Source organism: Bradyrhizobium sp. LeoB3, assembly GCF_055456055.1.
This window is the reverse complement of sequence record NZ_JBVBEF010000011.1, coordinates 1-14,513: the sequence shown is the minus strand read 5'-3', so window position 1 is coordinate 14,513 and position 14,513 is coordinate 1. Positions and strand designations below refer to the sequence as shown.

Genomic DNA, 14,513 nt, shown 5'->3' with positions numbered 1-14,513 from the left:
CGTTGAGGGCAAGCAGCAGATCCGATGACTACCGCCGTATCCATCCTTCCCGCCCAGCAGCTCGCGGCGCTGAACGAGGCCTATCGCAAGGCGGTCGCGCGCAAGCGGCTGAAGACGATGCTGGCGGCAGCGGTGTTTGTCGCGGCGCTCGTCGTCGCTGGCATCGGCGCCGAAGTGAACCTGCGCACGCTCTTCGCCTATTTCGGCAACTTCGTCTCCTATTTCGACCGCATCCTCACGCTCGATAACGGCCAGCGGGTCTGGACCGATTTCGGCGAATGGTTCTGGGGCTGGAAGAATTGGCTGAAGCTGCTCGCCGAGACCATCTTGATCAGCTATGTCGGCACGCTGACCGGCGCCGTCCTTGCGCTTGCGTTGAACTTCTTCGTCGCCCAAAACACCTCGCCCGGGCCCTGGCTGCGCTTTGTCGTCCGCCGCCTGCTCGAATTTGCGCGCACCGTGCCCGCCATCGTGTTCGCGCTGGTGTTCGTGATCGCGTTCGGGCTCGGGCCGATGGCGGGCGTGCTCGCGATCGCCGTGCATTCCACGGGCGCGCTCGGCAAATTGTTCTCCGAGATCGTCGAGAATGCCGACATGAAGCCGGTGGAGGGCATCCGCTCGACCGGCGCGAGCTGGCTGTCCTGCATGCGGTTCGCCGTGCTGCCGCAGGTCTCGGCGGGCTATGCCAGCTATGCGCTGCTGCGCTTCGAGATCAATGTGCGCGAAGCGTCCGTGATGGGCTTTGTCGGCGCCGGCGGCATCGGGCAGGAGCTCGTGGTCGCGATTCGCAAATTCTATTATTCCGACGTCAGCGCCATCCTGGTCACCATCGTCCTAACCGTGTTCGTGATCGACATCACCACCGGCTGGCTGCGCGCAAAACTGTTCGGCAAGGAGGGGCGGGCATGAGCCAGTTGCCAAAGCCGGATTCGCAGGCGCTGCGGACGAAATACCCTGACGTTTTCGACCGCCCGGCCTCGGCGCGCCTCGCCACGCCCTTGATGCTGCTGGCGGCATTAGCGGTCTTCGCCTTCGGCCTGTTCGATCTCGATTTCTCGCCGACCAAGCTGGTGAGCGGCCTGCGTGAGCTCGGCTGGATCACGCTGATGATGGTCCCGCCCGATCCCGGCTCGTCGCTGCCGACCTATCTCTCCGCGCTCGGCGAGACGCTGTCGATCGCGCTGCTCGGCACGACGCTGGCCGCGTTCATGGCGCTGCCGGTCAGCCTGCTCGCCGCGCGCAACATCGTGCCCTCCGCCATCTTCCGTTTCCCGGTGCGACGTTTCCTGGATACGATCCGCGGCGTCGACACGCTGATCTGGGCCTTGGTGTGGATCAATGTCGTCGGTCTCGGCCCGTTCGCCGGCGTGCTCGCCATCGCGGTGTCGGATTTCGGCGCCTTCGGCAAATTGTTCTCCGAGGCCATTGAAGGCGCCGACAAGAAGCAGGTCGAGGGTATCAGAGCTTCCGGCGGCGGCGTGCTGCACGAGATTCGCTTCGGCCTGATCCCGCAGGTCCTGCCCGTGATCGCGGGTCAGGTGCTCTATTTCATCGAATCGAACACGCGTTCGGCCACCATCATCGGCATCGTCGGTGCCGGCGGCATCGGGCTGCAGCTCGCCGAACAAATCCGCGTGCTGGAATGGCAGAAGGTGTCGTTCCTGATCTTGATGATCCTGATCGCGGTCGCCGTGATCGACTGGATCTCGACCAAACTCCGCTTCGCCATCATCGGCCAGCGCGCGATGGCGTAGGAGTCACCTCGCCCCGCTCTTGCGGGGAGAGGTCGGCGCGAAGCGCCGGGTGAGCGGCCTCTCCGCGCACTCTCGCCTATCGAATTTGCAGAAGCAGCTCCTCACCCTAACCCTCGCAGAGTGAGCTTTGCTTGTCTCGCCCCCGCGAAGAGCGGGGAGAGGGAAGAACTGGATTACCCGTTCTCCACCAAGAACTCCACGCGCTCCGCCGCAAAACGCGAGCGCTTTATCACCAGCGGCTTGTCGTCCGGATCGACGTCGGTCGAGTCGACCACGAGGATCGGGCGGCCGAGCGCCAGGTCGAGCCGCGCGGCGTCGGTGGCGTCGACGATGCCGGCGGTGATCCGCGTCGAGGCGCGGCGATAGTCGCGGATGCCGAAATGTTCGAGCAGTTTCGTCATCGAGCGGACGCTGGCGAACACCTCTCCCGCGCCCGGAAAGCGCTCGGTCGAAAGCCAGGAGGTGGAGACGCAGATCGGCGCGCGGTCGGCGAACCGCAGCGACTCGATCCGGACCAGTGGCGCGCCGACCTTCAGTCCGAGTTCCCGCGCCAATTCCCGGCTCGCCACGTCTTCCGAGGCATCGATCAATTGCCCGCGTGGCTCGCGGCCGCCGGCGCCGACGATCTCCGAGAAACGCGTGCGCGAGCGCAGCGGATAGGCGATTTTCTGCACCTCGACATAAGTGCCGCTGCCGCGTTCGGCGCGCACCAGTCCGCGCTCGGCGAGCGCCGCCAGGGCGCGCCGCACCGTGTGCCGGTTCACGCGGTAGGTCTCCGCGATCTCCATCTCGCCCGGCAGCTTCTCGCCGGCGGCAAAGCGGCCTTCGGCGATGCCGCGCTCGATGCCGTCGGCGACCAGGCGCCACAGCGCGACGCCCGATGAGGCGGTGTCCTGCACACTCATACCGGAAACCCAGTCCTGTCGAAAATCATGCCTCTGTCATGAAACAGTCATGGCGTTTGCTTACCAAGTTGTCTAGTATCATAGACAACTTCAGTCAGGCAAGGTTCCGCGAGATGACGAAGACCGAGCAAGACAGCAGGCGGGCGCAGCGCCGGGCGGGAATGGCGGTGCTCGCGCAGTCGGACGCTGCCGACATTTCGGCCCGGCTCAGCGAGATGGCGCTGCCCGCTCACAAGACCCTGCGCGAGCCGGAAAACGGCCTCGTCATGGTGCGCGGCCGGGTCGGCGGCGATGGCGCGCCCTTCAATATCGGCGAGGCGACCGTCTCGCGCGCGGCGGTGCTGCTTTCGACCGGCCAGGTCGGTTTCGGCTACACGCTCGGACGCGACCATGAGAAGGCGCGGCTGATCGCGTTGTGCGACGCCATGGCGCAATCGGACGATTTTGCCGATGCGGTCGAGCAGGAGGTGATCGCGCCGCTGCGCACGGCCATGATCGCCAAGCGAGACCGGGTGGCCGCGGAGACGGCGGCGACGCGGGTTGATTTCTATACGATGGTGCGCGGTGAGGGCTGAAGACATGACGGCGATTGCCGAACTGCCGCCGGGCTTCTCCGACAAGGTCTTGTCGGCGCAGGCGACATTCCGTTCCGTAATGAACGCGACGGCGCGTCCGGGGAAGGTCGAGCGAATCGCGGCGTCGGTCGGCGCGCCTGATGGCGTGATGCACGGCGCGGCCGCGATCGCGCTGACCCTGTTCGATCACGATACGCCGGTCTGGCTCGATGGCGCGATGTCGACCCCCGAAGTCGCCAAATGGCTCAAGTTCCACACCGGCGCGCCCATCACCGGCGATCCCGCGAATGCAAGCTTTGCGCTGATCGGCGATCCCGAGAATCTTCCCGCGCTCGATCGTTTCGCGCTCGGCAGCGGCGAATATCCCGATCGCTCGACCACGCTGATCCTGCAGATTGGCAGCCTCTCGCAAGGCACGGCCTACGAACTGCGCGGCCCGGGCATCGACGGCTCCACCGTGCTGACAGCGACGATCGAGCCGCACGATCTGTTCGATCAACTCGCCGTCAACGCCACGCTGTTCCCGCGCGGCATCGACGTCGTGCTGGTCGCGGGTGATGAGATTGTTGCGATCCCGCGCACCACGCGGCTCGCTCATGGGAAGGACTGACGATGTACGTTGCGGTCAAGGGCGGCGAACGCGCCATCGAGAACGCCCATCGCCTGCTCGCGCATGAACGGCGCGGCGACCGGGAGGTGCCGGAGCTTACGCTTGCGCAGATCTCCGAACAGCTTGCGCTCGGCGTCGATCGCGTCATGGCGGAAGGTTCGCTCTATGACCGCGAACTGGCCGCGCTCGCGATCAAGCAGGCGCGCGGCGACCTGATCGAGGCGATCTTCCTGGTTCGCGCCTTCCGCGCCACGCTGCCGCGCTTCGGCGCCACCGAGCCGGTCGATACCGGCAACATGCAGATCCGTCGCCGCATCTCCGCGACCTTCAAGGACATTCCCGGCGGCCAGATCCTCGGCCCCACCTTCGACTATACCCATCGCCTGCTCGACCCGAAGCTTGCCGAGGGTTTTGTGCCGGAGGCGCCTGCGACCGGCGAAACATCGTCCGCCGAGACGCCGCGCGTCACCGACATCCTCGCTCACGATGGTCTGATCGAAGCGTCGCCGCCGGCAGAAGCGGACGCGCCGATCGGCGATCTCACGCGCGAGCCGCTCAGCTTCCCCGCCGACCGCGATCTGCGGCTGCAGAATCTCGCGCGCGCCGACGAAGGTTTCCTGCTCGCGCTCGGCTACTCCACCCAGCGCGGCTACGGCCGCAACCACCCCTTCGCCGGCGAGATCCGCTTCGGCGAGGTTGATGTCGAATTCTTCGCCGAGGATGCGGGTTTTGCCGTTCCGCTCGGGAGAATCGAACTCACCGAGTGCCAGATGGTCAATCAGTTCAAGGGCTCGGCGACGGAAGCGCCGTGCTTCACCCGCGGCTATGGCCTCGCCTTCGGCCAGAGCGAGCGCAAGACCATGTCGATGGCGCTGGTCGATCGCGCGCTTCGCGCGCGCGAGCTCGGCGAGGACGTGAGGGCGCCGGCGCAGGACGAGGAATTCGTGATGTCGCATTCCGACAATGTGCAGGCGACCGGCTTCGTCGAGCACCTCAAGCTGCCGCATTATGTCGACTTCCAGTCCGAGCTCGGCCTGCTGCGCAGGCTGCGCAAGGAATTCACTGACGCCAATGCATCGGAGCCGCTGCAGGAGGCCGCCGAATGAACGCGCCGTCGTATAATTTCGCCTATCTCGACGAGCAGACCAAGCGGATGATCCGCCGCGCGATCCTGAAGGCGATCGCGATCCCCGGCTACCAGGTGCCGTTCGCGAGCCGCGAGATGCCGATGCCCTATGGCTGGGGCACCGGCGGCGTGCAAGTGACCGCCGCGATCCTCGGCCCCGATGACGTCTTGAAGGTGATCGACCAGGGCTCGGACGATACGACGAATGCGATCTCGATCCGGAAATTCTTCGGCAAGACCGCGGGCGTCGCGACCACGACGTCGACCACGGAAGCTACCGTAATCCAGACTCGCCACCGCATCCCAGAGGCGTCGCTGCATGAGGGGCAGGTGCTGGTCTATCAGGTGCCGATCCCCGAGCCGCTGCGCTTCCTCGAGCCGCGCGAGACCGAGACGCGGCGCATGCATGCACTCGCCGAATACGGCTTGATGCATGTCAAGCTGTACGAGGACATCGCGCGCTTCGGCCATATCGCCACGGCCTATGCCTATCCGGTGAAGGTGAACGCGCGCTATGTGATGGACCCGTCGCCGACGCCGAAATTCGACAATCCGAAGATGGACAATTGCGCGGCGCTGCAATTGTTCGGCGCCGGCCGCGAGAAGCGCATCTATGCGATCCCGCCCTACACGACCGTGGTCTCGCTCGATTTCGAGGACCATCCGTTCAAGCCCTACCGCTTCGACGCGCCGTGCGCGCTCTGCGGCGCGGAGAATTCCTATCTCGACGAGATCGTCACCGACGACAAGGGCGGGCGGATGTTCGTCTGCTCCGATACCGACTATTGCGAGCAGCGCCAGGCCGAAGGCCATCGCGGCCACCAGAGCGCAGCGCCGCACAAGGAGAGGGCGCATGTCTGAGCCGGTGACCACGCCCGACGATCAGCCGCTCTTGATTGCGGACGGCCTGTCGAAGAATTACGGGCGGCTTGCCGCCTGCCGCGACGTGTCGTTCTCGCTCCATCCCGGCGAGGTGCTGGCGATCGTCGGCGAGTCCGGCTCGGGCAAGTCGACCTTGCTGCAACTCTTGTCGGCGCAGCTTGCGCCGAGCGCGGGCAGCGTGTCCTATCGCATGCGCGATGGCGTGCTGCGTGATCTTGCTTCGCTCGGCGAAGCCGAGCGGCGCTTCCTGTTCCGCACCGATTGGGGCTATGTCCACCAGGATCCCGCACAGGGCCTGCGCATGGCGGTCTCCGCCGGCGCCAATGTCGGCGAGCGGCTGATGGCGATCGGCTGGAATCACTATGGCCGCATCCGCGACACCGCAACGACATGGCTCGAGCGCGTCGAGATCGACGTCGGCCGCATCGACGATGCGCCGAAGACCTATTCGGGCGGTATGCGGCAGCGCCTGCAGATCGCGCGCAACCTCGTCACTGCGCCGCGGCTGGTGTTCATGGACGAGCCGACCGGTGGGCTCGACGTCTCCGTGCAGGCCCGCCTGCTCGACCTCATGCGCAATCTCGTCAGCGAGCTCAACCTCGCCGCCATCGTCGTCACCCACGACCTCGCGGTGGCGCGCCTATTGTCACACCGGGTGATGGTGATGAAGGGCGGCCGCGTCATCGAGACCGGTCTGACCGACCAGGTGCTCGACGATCCACGCGAGCCCTATACCCAGCTGCTCGTTTCCTCGATCCTGCCGCCATGAGGGCACCGATGACTGCGATGATCGAAATCTCCAACGCGGCAAAGACCTTCACCATGCATCTGCAGGGCGGGGTCGAACTGCCTGTCGTGAGCAACGTCTCTTTCCATGTCGAACCGGGCGAATGCGTCGTGCTGTCCGGGCCATCGGGGGCCGGCAAGTCGTCGATCCTGAAGATGATCTTCGGCAACTATCGCTGCGATGCCGGGCGGATCCGCATCCGCCACCAGGGCAAGGTGATCGATCTCGCCAGCGCCGAGCCGCGGCAGGTCCTGAGCGTGCGCCGCGCCACCGTCGGTTATGTCAGCCAGTTCCTGCGCGCGGTGCCGCGGGTCGCGACCATCGATGTCGTGGCCGAGCCGCTGGTCGCGGGCGGCACGCCGCGTGCCGAGGCGCGCGACAAGGCCGCCGCGCTGCTCCGCCGTCTCAACATCCCCGAGCGGCTTTGGGCGCTGCCGCCCTCGACCTTCTCCGGCGGCGAGCAGCAGCGCGTCAACATTGCCCGCGGCTTCGTGTCGGATCTGCCGATCCTGCTGCTGGACGAGCCGACGGCCTCGCTCGATGCGGCCAACCGCGCCGTGGTGGTAGAACTGATCGGCGAGAAGAAACGCCGCGGCGTCGCAATGGTCGCGATCGTGCATGACGATGAAATCCGTCATCTGATTGCAGATCGAATCGTGGATGTCACGTCATTCGCCGCGGCGGCATGAGAGGGGTGAGATGACCGCAAGAGAGACCATCATCAGCAATGCGCGCCTTGTGCTGGCCGATCGCGTCATCGAGCGCGGTTGGGTCGCGCTCGCCGATGGCCGCATTGCCGAATTCGGTGAGGGGAGCGCCCCCGATGGCAGCGAGGATGCCGGCGGCGATCTCATCATGCCGGGCATGATCGAGCTGCACACCGATCACCTCGAAGCCCATTACGTGCCGCGCCCGAAAGTGTTCTGGGATCCGGTTGCTTCCGTCATCTCCTATGACGCGCAGCTTGCGACCTCGGGCATCACCACGGTCCTCGATTCGCTCCGGGTCTGGCGCGAGGACGGTGCCGAGGATGTCGACGGCCGCGCCGGCATTCTGGCGGCGGCGATCTCGGCGGCGCGCGAGGGCAATCTGCTCCGTGCGGATCACTTCCTGCACCTGCGCTGCGAAATCCCGATGCCCGATGTGGTGGCCGAGGCGAAAGAGCTGATCGACCGGCCCGACGTCCGCCTGATGTCGCTGATGGATCACACCCCGGGCCAGCGCCAGTTCCGCGACGAAGTGAAGCTGCGCGACTACTATCGCGGCAAGGGCGGCGGCATGACCGACGCCCAGCTCGACGAGCTCTTCGCGCGGCGTTTCGCCAACCAAAAGGCCTATGCCGCCACCAACATGCGCGCCATCGTCGCGCTCGCGCATGAATACAATATCCCGCTCGCGAGCCACGACGACACCACCGAGGAGAACGTCGTCGACGCCGTGCGCGACCGCGTCTCGGTCGCGGAATTCCCGACCACGATGGAAGCCGCCCGTGGCCTGCACGCGGCCGGCATCGACATCCTGATGGGCGCGCCCAACGTGGTGCGCGGCGGCTCGCATTCCGGCAATATCGCCGCCGTCGATCTCGCCCGTGAGGGGTTGCTCGATATCCTGTCGTCCGACTACATTCCTTCGAGCCTGTTGATGGCGGCGCTGCAATTGCCGCGGCATGTCCCGGCGATTGATCTCGCCTCCGCGGTGCGCACGGTCACGAAGACGGCGGCCGAGGCGGTAGGGCTCACGGACCGCGGCGAGATCGCGGTCGGCAAGCGCGCCGACCTGATCCGCGTGCACATCGCGCGCGACCTCCCGGTGGTGCGCAGTGTCTGGCGGGAAGGGGAGCGGGTCGCATGACGGACGCACAGGCAATCGCAATCGACACACCCATAGCCATCGGCCCCGGCCGCCTGGTGCTGGTGGTCGGCCCGAGCGGCGCCGGCAAGGATACGCTGCTCGGGCTCGCCAAGGCGGCCTGTGCCGAAGACGGCAATGCCGTCTTCGCGCGCCGCGTGATCACGCGCGCCTCCTCGGCATCCGAGGACAATGAGGAGGTCAGCGCGGACGCGTTCGCCGAGGCAGTCGCGCGCGGCGACTATGCCATGCATTGGGAGGCACATGGCCACAGCTATGCGCTGCCGCGCGCGGTCGACGAGGATCTGCGCGCCGGCCGCACCGTGATCGCCAACGTCTCGCGCACGGTGATATCGGTGGCCCGCCGCGCCTACGCCAATGTCGTCGTGGTCCAGATCACCGCGCCGCCGAACGTGCTGGCCGAACGGCTCGCAATGCGCGGACGCGTGAGCGACGGACGGATCGAGCATCGGCTCGGCCGCACCGTCGATGAGACGACGGCCGCTCCCGACTTCACCATCGTCAATGTCGGCACCGCCGACTATCACGCGGGCCAGCTCGCGCGGATCATCAAGGGCAGCCGCTGGGACGAGTAAACAAGGGAAGCCGATGACAAATATCGCGACGATCGAGCAATTGGAGGCGATCTACGGCTTCCCCAACGATGCTTCCACCGTCAAGGTCGCCGATCGCGTCACGCCGCCCTATCGCATCCTGATCGAGACGTCGCCCTTCGCGGCGCTCGCCACCGTCAGTCCCGAAGGCATCGATTGCTCGCCGCGCGGCGACCTGCCCGGCTTCGTCCGCATCCATGACGAGAAGACGCTGATGATGCCAGACCGCCGCGGCAACAACCGCGTCGATTCGCTCCGCAACATCGTCCGCGACCCGCGCGTCGCGCTCTTGTTCCTGATCCCCGGCGCCGGCACCACGCTGCGCGTCAACGGCAGTGCCCATCTCTCCATCGATCCCGATTTGCTTGCCTCCTTCAAGATGGAAGGCAAGGCGCCGCGCTCCGTCATCGTCATGACCGTCGACGAGATCTACTTCCAGTGCGCCCGCGCGATCGTCCGCGCCGACCTCTGGAATCCCGACAAGCGCGTCGATCCCAGGACGTTGCCGACTCCGGGCCAGATCCTCGCCGGCATGAGCGAGGACAAGGTCGGCGGCGAAACCTACGACCGCGAATGGCCAGAGCGCGCCCGCCAGACGATGTGGTGAGGTAGCCCCGCACAAAGCTCGCCGTCATTTCGGGGCGATGCCACTGGGTCCGCGCAAAGCGCGGCCCGATGACAGGCTCCGCATCGAGCCCGGAATCCATTTCTCCGCCTGCGTATGCGGCCCGATGGATTCCGGGTTCGCGCTTTGCGCGCCCCGGAATGACGGCGTTCCAGAACGGAGCTCCTGCTGCGGCTACCGCCGCCTTGATGGTCCCTTAAGCCTGTCATGAAGCAGGCAATGACCGGACCAATCCGCCTCACCGTTTCTTAGCAACTCCACGGCATGGTGCCGGTCCATGAGACTGACAGCCTTGTCCGGCGCCGTGCAGCCAGGCATTCGCCGCGAACTGATCAAATTGCTGTACACGTCGATGCCGCAAGTCATGGCGATCACCGTGACATCGGGCACCGGTGCGATCGCGCTTGCCCTGGTCAGCGGCGATATCGGCTATGCCTTGATTTCCTGTCTCATTCTGATCACCGCTGGCGCCCGGCTGTACAGCCTGCATCTCTATAAGCTGCGATCAACAAATTTTTCCGACGCGGACGTGCTGCGCTGGGAGCACATCTACGGCATCGGCGCGGTGGCGTTCTCGGTGGGGCTCGGCTTACTGTCATACCGCGCGCTCCGGCTCGGCGATGCGGCCGGGGCGTGGATCAGCTTCGGACTGTCGATGTCCTTCTGCGTCGGCATGGTGTCGCGCGCGGCGGTGCGTCCGTGGATCGTGCTGTCGGCATCGGCCGTGCTGTTCGCGCCGACCATCGTGGCGGGCCTGCTCCGGCCGGAGCTCGCCTACAAGCTCGGCTCCTGCATGCTGTTCCTGTTCTGGATCACGCTGCGCGAGGCCTCCCGCCATCTCAGCAAGGCCTTCATCGAGCGGCTGGAGGCCCAGCAGGCGCTGGCGCGCCAGGCCCATCATGATTTCCTCACCGGATTACCGAATCGTGTCGCGTTTCTCTCGGCGCTGGAGCAGGCGGCGGGGCGCATCGCCATCATCGCCATCGATCTTGATGGTTTCAAATCGGTGAATGACCGCCTCGGCCATCACGCCGGAGACGCGCTGCTCCGTCAGGTCGCCGAACGATTGACCCAGTGCATCGGACCGCAGGGCACCGTTGCCCGCTTTGGCGGCGATGAATTCATGCTGCTGCGTCCGGTGGAAGAGGGGCCGGCGGGGAAGGATGCGGCCGTGGCGCTCGCCAAGCGGGTGGTTGAGGCGCTGTCGCTGCCCTTCTTTGTCTCGCACGAGCCGGCACGGATCGGCGCCAGCGCCGGCATCCTGGTGACCGAGCTTGCCTCGGAGTCCGCGGTCGGCACGGCATCGTTGCTGGAGCAGGTCGACCGCGCGCTCTACGCCGCCAAGCGCGCCGGCGGGGGCCGCTGGCAATGGTCTGGCGATGAGGCGACTGCGCTGAACGAGGCGGTTTGAATCCTAGATCAGTTCGAACTGCATCGGTGCGCGAGACACCAGGACGTGTACTCATAAATCCCCGCGCCGCCGGTCAGCGCGATTGAGTTCTGCTGCGCCCCTGATAGCTGCCGCGATATCGGACCGCACTAGAGGTCCGAGTTGGGCCAGTAGGCGACATTGCCGCAATCTGTAGCTTCGCCTTCACGAGTTCGTAGCCGCCGCGCTCGGGCGGGCTACGCGTGTTATCGCTCGCAGATTCCTCGCCCTGTCGCCTTCCTCCGTCAGAAGAAGCGGGAATGCTCTCAGAAGAAAATGGGTGCCACCGTCGAGCACGGAGCGATCATGCTCAACGCAGTAATGCAGTCGAATAACCAGCGACCAACCTGACCAGCTCCGTCTGCCGGGTCGTATTCGTCTTACCGTACAAGTGGTGGAGATGGGTCCTCACGGTTCCCTCCGAAATGCCCAGTACTTCCGCCACCTCCGAGGCATTGCCGACCTCGATAATGGCGAACAGCACGCGTAGCTCAGCGGGGGTCAACCGAAACTCTCGTGCCAGCGCCTCCGGCGGGGATGGCATATCGAGCGTTGCTCTGTGCACGAATACGACTGCGGTCGCAGAATAGACAGCGCCAGCGTTGCGCCGTGCCCCGGACGTGAGAGGCAGCACGTTGGCGACATAGCGCGCGCCGTCGCGCGCCTTCAGGGACATGGCAATACCCCTCCGGCCCACGGCCGCGTCGCCCTGGGCGGATCTGGCAAAGGTTTCCTGCAAGGCATGGTTGGCGACGGGGTCGATGGCGCCGAGTCGGCCGCCGGTTGCGCGCAGGACGCTCGCTTCACGCAGCAGCATCTGGCCGCTGGCATTGGCGTAAGCGATGTGTGACATCGCGTCGACGAGGAACATGCCGGCAGCCAGTGTATCCAAGCTATCGGCGAGCTGCGCCGCCTGCACCTTGTGCAGATCGATCACTTTGCCGATCAACAGTGCGCGACGAACATGCGGTGTGATTAGCTCGAAGCGTCGTCGCATCTCGTCGTCGACGAAGCCATCGTTCATGTGGCGAAACACTGAAAAGACAGCGCAACTTGTTGCGGACTTGTCCACGATGGTGAAGAGGCCATCGATGTGCCCCTGAGGCATCAACCATTCCTTGGCAAAGCGTGTCCGGCAGAATTCCTCGCGCGGGACGCAATCAGGAAAACAATGGGTTTCCCCCACGCCAAAAAGCAAGATTGTTGGGAACACCGGGTTCAGTTTGCAATATTTCTCGAGATAGAGCTGCGCATAGGGGGGCTCGGTACCCCAGTCGAAGTAGACGTGTGCGGTTTTGCTGACCGTATCCTGCGAAATAACGGTCGCCGTGCTGGCCTGAACGTATGCTCCGGCCTTCTCGAACACCGTCGGCCATAGCCCCGGGTCGAGCGAGGCGTCGTAGATGTCTCCAATAAGCCGCGAGACTCGCTCAACCTCTTCCATCAGCCCTCCCTTGGGTTGATGCTTCTTGCTGACCGCTGCCGCGCGCAGCATCCAGTCGCCCACAGAACCCTAGCATAGCCACGCGCTCTGTGGAACGTGGCCATGTGGTTGACACGCTGTAACTTTCGGGCACGGCGCCGAGCTCTGGCCGACGCCGACCCGCCGGCTTTCCTCCGGATCAACGGTCTCTACGGTTCAGTAGATGCGCCCGACCAGCGAAGCCAGCTATTTACCCAGCAAGTCAGCGACACACCACTCTTTACAGCGCTTCGCCCAACGGATGATGCGCAAGCTTATGCGCGATGGAACGATTGTCGATCGTTGACGCAGACATGCTGCGGTGAACACAAACAGACGGAGGAGCAGGCAATGACGAAAGTCGACACCAGGGTGCCCGAGGCAAAATATAGAGACGAAGCAATAGAAGCTGGCGTTACTCGTGCACTTTCCGAACTTTGCCTGGTGAAGCAGTCCAGACAGGACACCGCCATGAGCACAATCCACAGGACCACCGAGTTGCGACCGGCAACCCCACAGCTGCAGGTCTACAGTCCTCTCGAAAAATATTGGAATGCATTTCAGGAGTGGCGCAAACGGGAAAAGCTGCGTACCCGATTGTGTCGCCTGACGGATAGCGAGCTTGCGGACATCGGTATCACGCGCGGTGAGATCGACTACGTTGCATCGCACCGAGGCATAGACCCGCGAAGCATCCGATCCGCCGGGTGAACGTCGTTGCCGGCCGGCCCGCAAAAGGCGGTTTTTCACCTAGGGCGATCACGCCTCCAAATCTCCGGCTTGGGTCATTCGCGTCGTTCTAGCCATCCGCCGATCAATTCCGGTCTACTCCGAAAGATATTACTTCACATAAACCTCAATTTTACGCCTTAACTCAATGGAGAGAACCCATGCCAGCAGTCTGTGGTGCGATCGGGGCTAAATGGCATCAACTTGGCGGACCAAACTCTTTCTTGGGCGAGCCGGTAGAAGACGAAACGGATTTCTCCGAGAATGGTCGCATCAGTGTTTTTCACGGAGGCAGTATCGTTTGGTGGCCAGACGTGGGGGCTTTCGCGATTGGTGAAATGTTTATCCACTACACCGGACTAAATTGCTTCCACGACACCAGCGGCGTCGGCTCCGATGAGCCCTATGCAGTTCTGGGTGTTTCGGTCCCCAATATGCCCGATCGATCGTTCAGAACCGTCATACATGGCGACGTCGACGGCAGCGACACGCGACCAGAGGTGATTGAACCTTACGGGGGACAGCCAAGGGGCATGGCAATTTCGTACTCACTCATGGAGCATGACAGCGGCAATCCTGAACAATATCGCGACGCCATGCGTGGAGTGGCGTCGGCAGCGACAGGGGCAGCAGCCGAGGCTGTAAAATTTATCCCAAAGATTGGGCCGATCCTCGCATCAGCTGCTGGACCCTTGCTCGCGTTGCTTAATCCAACAATCTCCGATGCTCTCGTTTGCTTGGGCTGGCGATGACTTGATTGGTGAAGGCTCAATCGTGCTTTCGGCCAAAGAGATGGCGTCGAGACCAAATCAGGTCGAGAAGAATGTCGGGTTTAAGATTCCTTCGCCGCTTTTGCTCGGTGATGGCGGTAGCTACAGGATTTACTTTGGGGGTGTAATTGCGCCCTAGCGAGCGCTGATCGCGACGTGCTGCAGTTCCGGGCGCCCGCAGAATGACATCTCTCTGCTGGCGCCTGCTGACCCATTCCGCTGCCCGCGGTGGCAGCTTCATCCGAATAGCTCAGAGCGACTGGGATGTCCGCTCCCTACTCGATCTTGGCCATCGGGCGAGCCTTGGAGATGCCCGCAACGGGTGTGCGCCGTGACAAGGCGGCGCTTTCCAGTGGGTGCAAGTCCCACCCGGCAAACGCTCCAGCCGGAAGCAATC

The 14,513-nt window shown here is 64.4% G+C and carries 16 protein-coding genes; 14 read left to right on the top strand and 2 right to left on the bottom strand.

The annotated features are described in order from the left end of the window. Positions 1–24: 24 nt before the first annotated feature. Both phnE (ACZXDY_RS10885) and phnE (ACZXDY_RS10880) read left to right on the top strand, forming a co-directional pair. Positions 25–909 carry a phosphonate ABC transporter, permease protein PhnE gene (gene phnE, locus ACZXDY_RS10885; RefSeq protein ID WP_028165303.1) on the top strand — a complete coding sequence of 295 codons (885 nt, stop codon included), beginning with the start codon at positions 25–27 and terminating at the stop codon, positions 907–909. Next, positions 906–1,754 carry a phosphonate ABC transporter, permease protein PhnE gene (gene phnE / locus ACZXDY_RS10880; protein WP_464345469.1) on the top strand — a complete coding sequence of 283 codons (849 nt, stop codon included), beginning with the start codon at positions 906–908 and terminating at the stop codon, positions 1,752–1,754. The genes phnE (ACZXDY_RS10885) and phnE (ACZXDY_RS10880) overlap by 4 nt, the downstream gene beginning before the upstream one ends. A 173-nt stretch (positions 1,755–1,927) precedes the next feature. Here the strand turns inward: phnE (ACZXDY_RS10880) and phnF are convergent, their stop codons facing one another. Next, the gene (gene phnF, locus ACZXDY_RS10875) at positions 1,928–2,659 is read right to left on the bottom strand and encodes a phosphonate metabolism transcriptional regulator PhnF (protein WP_464345468.1); all 732 of its coding nucleotides are present in this window, start codon (positions 2,657–2,659) and stop codon (positions 1,928–1,930) included. 161 nt (positions 2,660–2,820) lie between these two features. On the opposite strand from phnF, the gene phnG reads away from it, so the two are divergent. From phnG to ACZXDY_RS10825, 10 genes are all read left to right on the top strand, one after another. After that, positions 2,821–3,234, top strand: a complete 414-nt coding sequence (gene phnG, locus ACZXDY_RS10870) for a phosphonate C-P lyase system protein PhnG (RefSeq protein WP_051396855.1) — start codon at positions 2,821–2,823, stop codon at positions 3,232–3,234. Positions 3,235–3,238: 4 nt separating this feature from the next. Further along, positions 3,239–3,844 carry a phosphonate C-P lyase system protein PhnH gene (gene phnH, locus ACZXDY_RS10865; protein ID WP_464345467.1) on the top strand — a complete coding sequence of 202 codons (606 nt, stop codon included), beginning with the start codon at positions 3,239–3,241 and terminating at the stop codon, positions 3,842–3,844. A gap of 2 nt (positions 3,845–3,846) precedes the next feature. Continuing rightward, positions 3,847–4,950, top strand: coding sequence for a carbon-phosphorus lyase complex subunit (locus ACZXDY_RS10860; protein WP_464345466.1), 1,104 nt, complete (start codon positions 3,847–3,849; stop codon positions 4,948–4,950). After that, a complete protein-coding gene (locus ACZXDY_RS10855) occupies positions 4,947–5,831 on the top strand; it encodes an alpha-D-ribose 1-methylphosphonate 5-phosphate C-P-lyase PhnJ (protein WP_028165309.1) in 885 nt (294 codons plus the stop codon). The genes ACZXDY_RS10860 and ACZXDY_RS10855 overlap by 4 nt, the downstream gene beginning before the upstream one ends. Continuing rightward, positions 5,824–6,621, top strand: a complete 798-nt coding sequence (phnK, locus tag ACZXDY_RS10850) for a phosphonate C-P lyase system protein PhnK (RefSeq protein ID WP_464345465.1) — start codon at positions 5,824–5,826, stop codon at positions 6,619–6,621. Before ACZXDY_RS10855 ends, phnK begins: the two co-directional genes overlap by 8 nt. An 8-nt stretch (positions 6,622–6,629) precedes the next feature. Continuing rightward, complete coding sequence (gene phnL / locus ACZXDY_RS10845) at positions 6,630–7,328, top strand: phosphonate C-P lyase system protein PhnL (RefSeq protein ID WP_464345464.1); 699 nt, start codon at positions 6,630–6,632, stop codon at positions 7,326–7,328. 10 nt (positions 7,329–7,338) lie between these two features. Continuing rightward, the gene (locus ACZXDY_RS10840) at positions 7,339–8,490 is read left to right on the top strand and encodes an alpha-D-ribose 1-methylphosphonate 5-triphosphate diphosphatase (protein ID WP_464345463.1); all 1,152 of its coding nucleotides are present in this window, start codon (positions 7,339–7,341) and stop codon (positions 8,488–8,490) included. Continuing rightward, a complete protein-coding gene (gene phnN / locus ACZXDY_RS10835) occupies positions 8,487–9,083 on the top strand; it encodes a phosphonate metabolism protein/1,5-bisphosphokinase (PRPP-forming) PhnN (protein ID WP_464345462.1) in 597 nt (198 codons plus the stop codon). Before ACZXDY_RS10840 ends, phnN begins: the two co-directional genes overlap by 4 nt. 13 nt (positions 9,084–9,096) lie before the next feature. Further along, positions 9,097–9,708, top strand: a complete 612-nt coding sequence (locus tag ACZXDY_RS10830) for a pyridoxamine 5'-phosphate oxidase family protein (protein WP_464345461.1) — start codon at positions 9,097–9,099, stop codon at positions 9,706–9,708. A gap of 295 nt (positions 9,709–10,003) precedes the next feature. Further along, positions 10,004–11,137, top strand: coding sequence for a diguanylate cyclase domain-containing protein (locus ACZXDY_RS10825; protein ID WP_464345460.1), 1,134 nt, complete (start codon positions 10,004–10,006; stop codon positions 11,135–11,137). A 328-nt stretch (positions 11,138–11,465) separates the two neighbouring features. Here ACZXDY_RS10825 and ACZXDY_RS10820 read toward each other — a convergent pair whose 3' ends face one another. Beyond that, positions 11,466–12,650: a helix-turn-helix transcriptional regulator gene (locus tag ACZXDY_RS10820; RefSeq protein ID WP_464345459.1), complete on the bottom strand. Its 1,185-nt coding sequence runs from the start codon at positions 12,648–12,650 to the stop codon at positions 11,466–11,468. 318 nt (positions 12,651–12,968) lie between these two features. Here ACZXDY_RS10820 and ACZXDY_RS10815 point away from each other — a divergent pair, with 318 nt between their 5' ends. After that, positions 12,969–13,328, top strand: a complete 360-nt coding sequence (locus tag ACZXDY_RS10815) for a DUF1127 domain-containing protein (RefSeq protein WP_464345458.1) — start codon at positions 12,969–12,971, stop codon at positions 13,326–13,328. Between the two features lie 179 nt (positions 13,329–13,507). Next, positions 13,508–14,098 carry an LGFP repeat-containing protein gene (locus ACZXDY_RS10810; RefSeq protein ID WP_080663809.1) on the top strand — a complete coding sequence of 197 codons (591 nt, stop codon included), beginning with the start codon at positions 13,508–13,510 and terminating at the stop codon, positions 14,096–14,098. Positions 14,099–14,513 lie beyond the last annotated feature (415 nt).

Coding starts and splice junctions, on each gene's coding strand:
- ACZXDY_RS10810 (WP_080663809.1), top strand. CDS start 13,508: ATGCCAGCAGTCTGTGGTGCGATCGGGGCTAAATGGCATCAACTTGGC.
- phnL (WP_464345464.1), top strand. CDS start 6,630: ATGACTGCGATGATCGAAATCTCCAACGCGGCAAAGACCTTCACCATG.
- ACZXDY_RS10855 (WP_028165309.1), top strand. CDS start 4,947: ATGAACGCGCCGTCGTATAATTTCGCCTATCTCGACGAGCAGACCAAG.
- phnE (WP_464345469.1), top strand. CDS start 906: ATGAGCCAGTTGCCAAAGCCGGATTCGCAGGCGCTGCGGACGAAATAC.
- ACZXDY_RS10820 (WP_464345459.1), bottom strand. CDS start 12,650: ATGCTGCGCGCGGCAGCGGTCAGCAAGAAGCATCAACCCAAGGGAGGG.
- phnE (WP_028165303.1), top strand. CDS start 25: ATGACTACCGCCGTATCCATCCTTCCCGCCCAGCAGCTCGCGGCGCTG.
- ACZXDY_RS10815 (WP_464345458.1), top strand. CDS start 12,969: ATGACGAAAGTCGACACCAGGGTGCCCGAGGCAAAATATAGAGACGAA.
- phnH (WP_464345467.1), top strand. CDS start 3,239: ATGACGGCGATTGCCGAACTGCCGCCGGGCTTCTCCGACAAGGTCTTG.
- ACZXDY_RS10825 (WP_464345460.1), top strand. CDS start 10,004: ATGAGACTGACAGCCTTGTCCGGCGCCGTGCAGCCAGGCATTCGCCGC.
- ACZXDY_RS10830 (WP_464345461.1), top strand. CDS start 9,097: ATGACAAATATCGCGACGATCGAGCAATTGGAGGCGATCTACGGCTTC.
- phnN (WP_464345462.1), top strand. CDS start 8,487: ATGACGGACGCACAGGCAATCGCAATCGACACACCCATAGCCATCGGC.
- ACZXDY_RS10860 (WP_464345466.1), top strand. CDS start 3,847: ATGTACGTTGCGGTCAAGGGCGGCGAACGCGCCATCGAGAACGCCCAT.
- phnK (WP_464345465.1), top strand. CDS start 5,824: ATGTCTGAGCCGGTGACCACGCCCGACGATCAGCCGCTCTTGATTGCG.
- ACZXDY_RS10840 (WP_464345463.1), top strand. CDS start 7,339: ATGACCGCAAGAGAGACCATCATCAGCAATGCGCGCCTTGTGCTGGCC.
- phnG (WP_051396855.1), top strand. CDS start 2,821: ATGGCGGTGCTCGCGCAGTCGGACGCTGCCGACATTTCGGCCCGGCTC.
- phnF (WP_464345468.1), bottom strand. CDS start 2,659: ATGAGTGTGCAGGACACCGCCTCATCGGGCGTCGCGCTGTGGCGCCTG.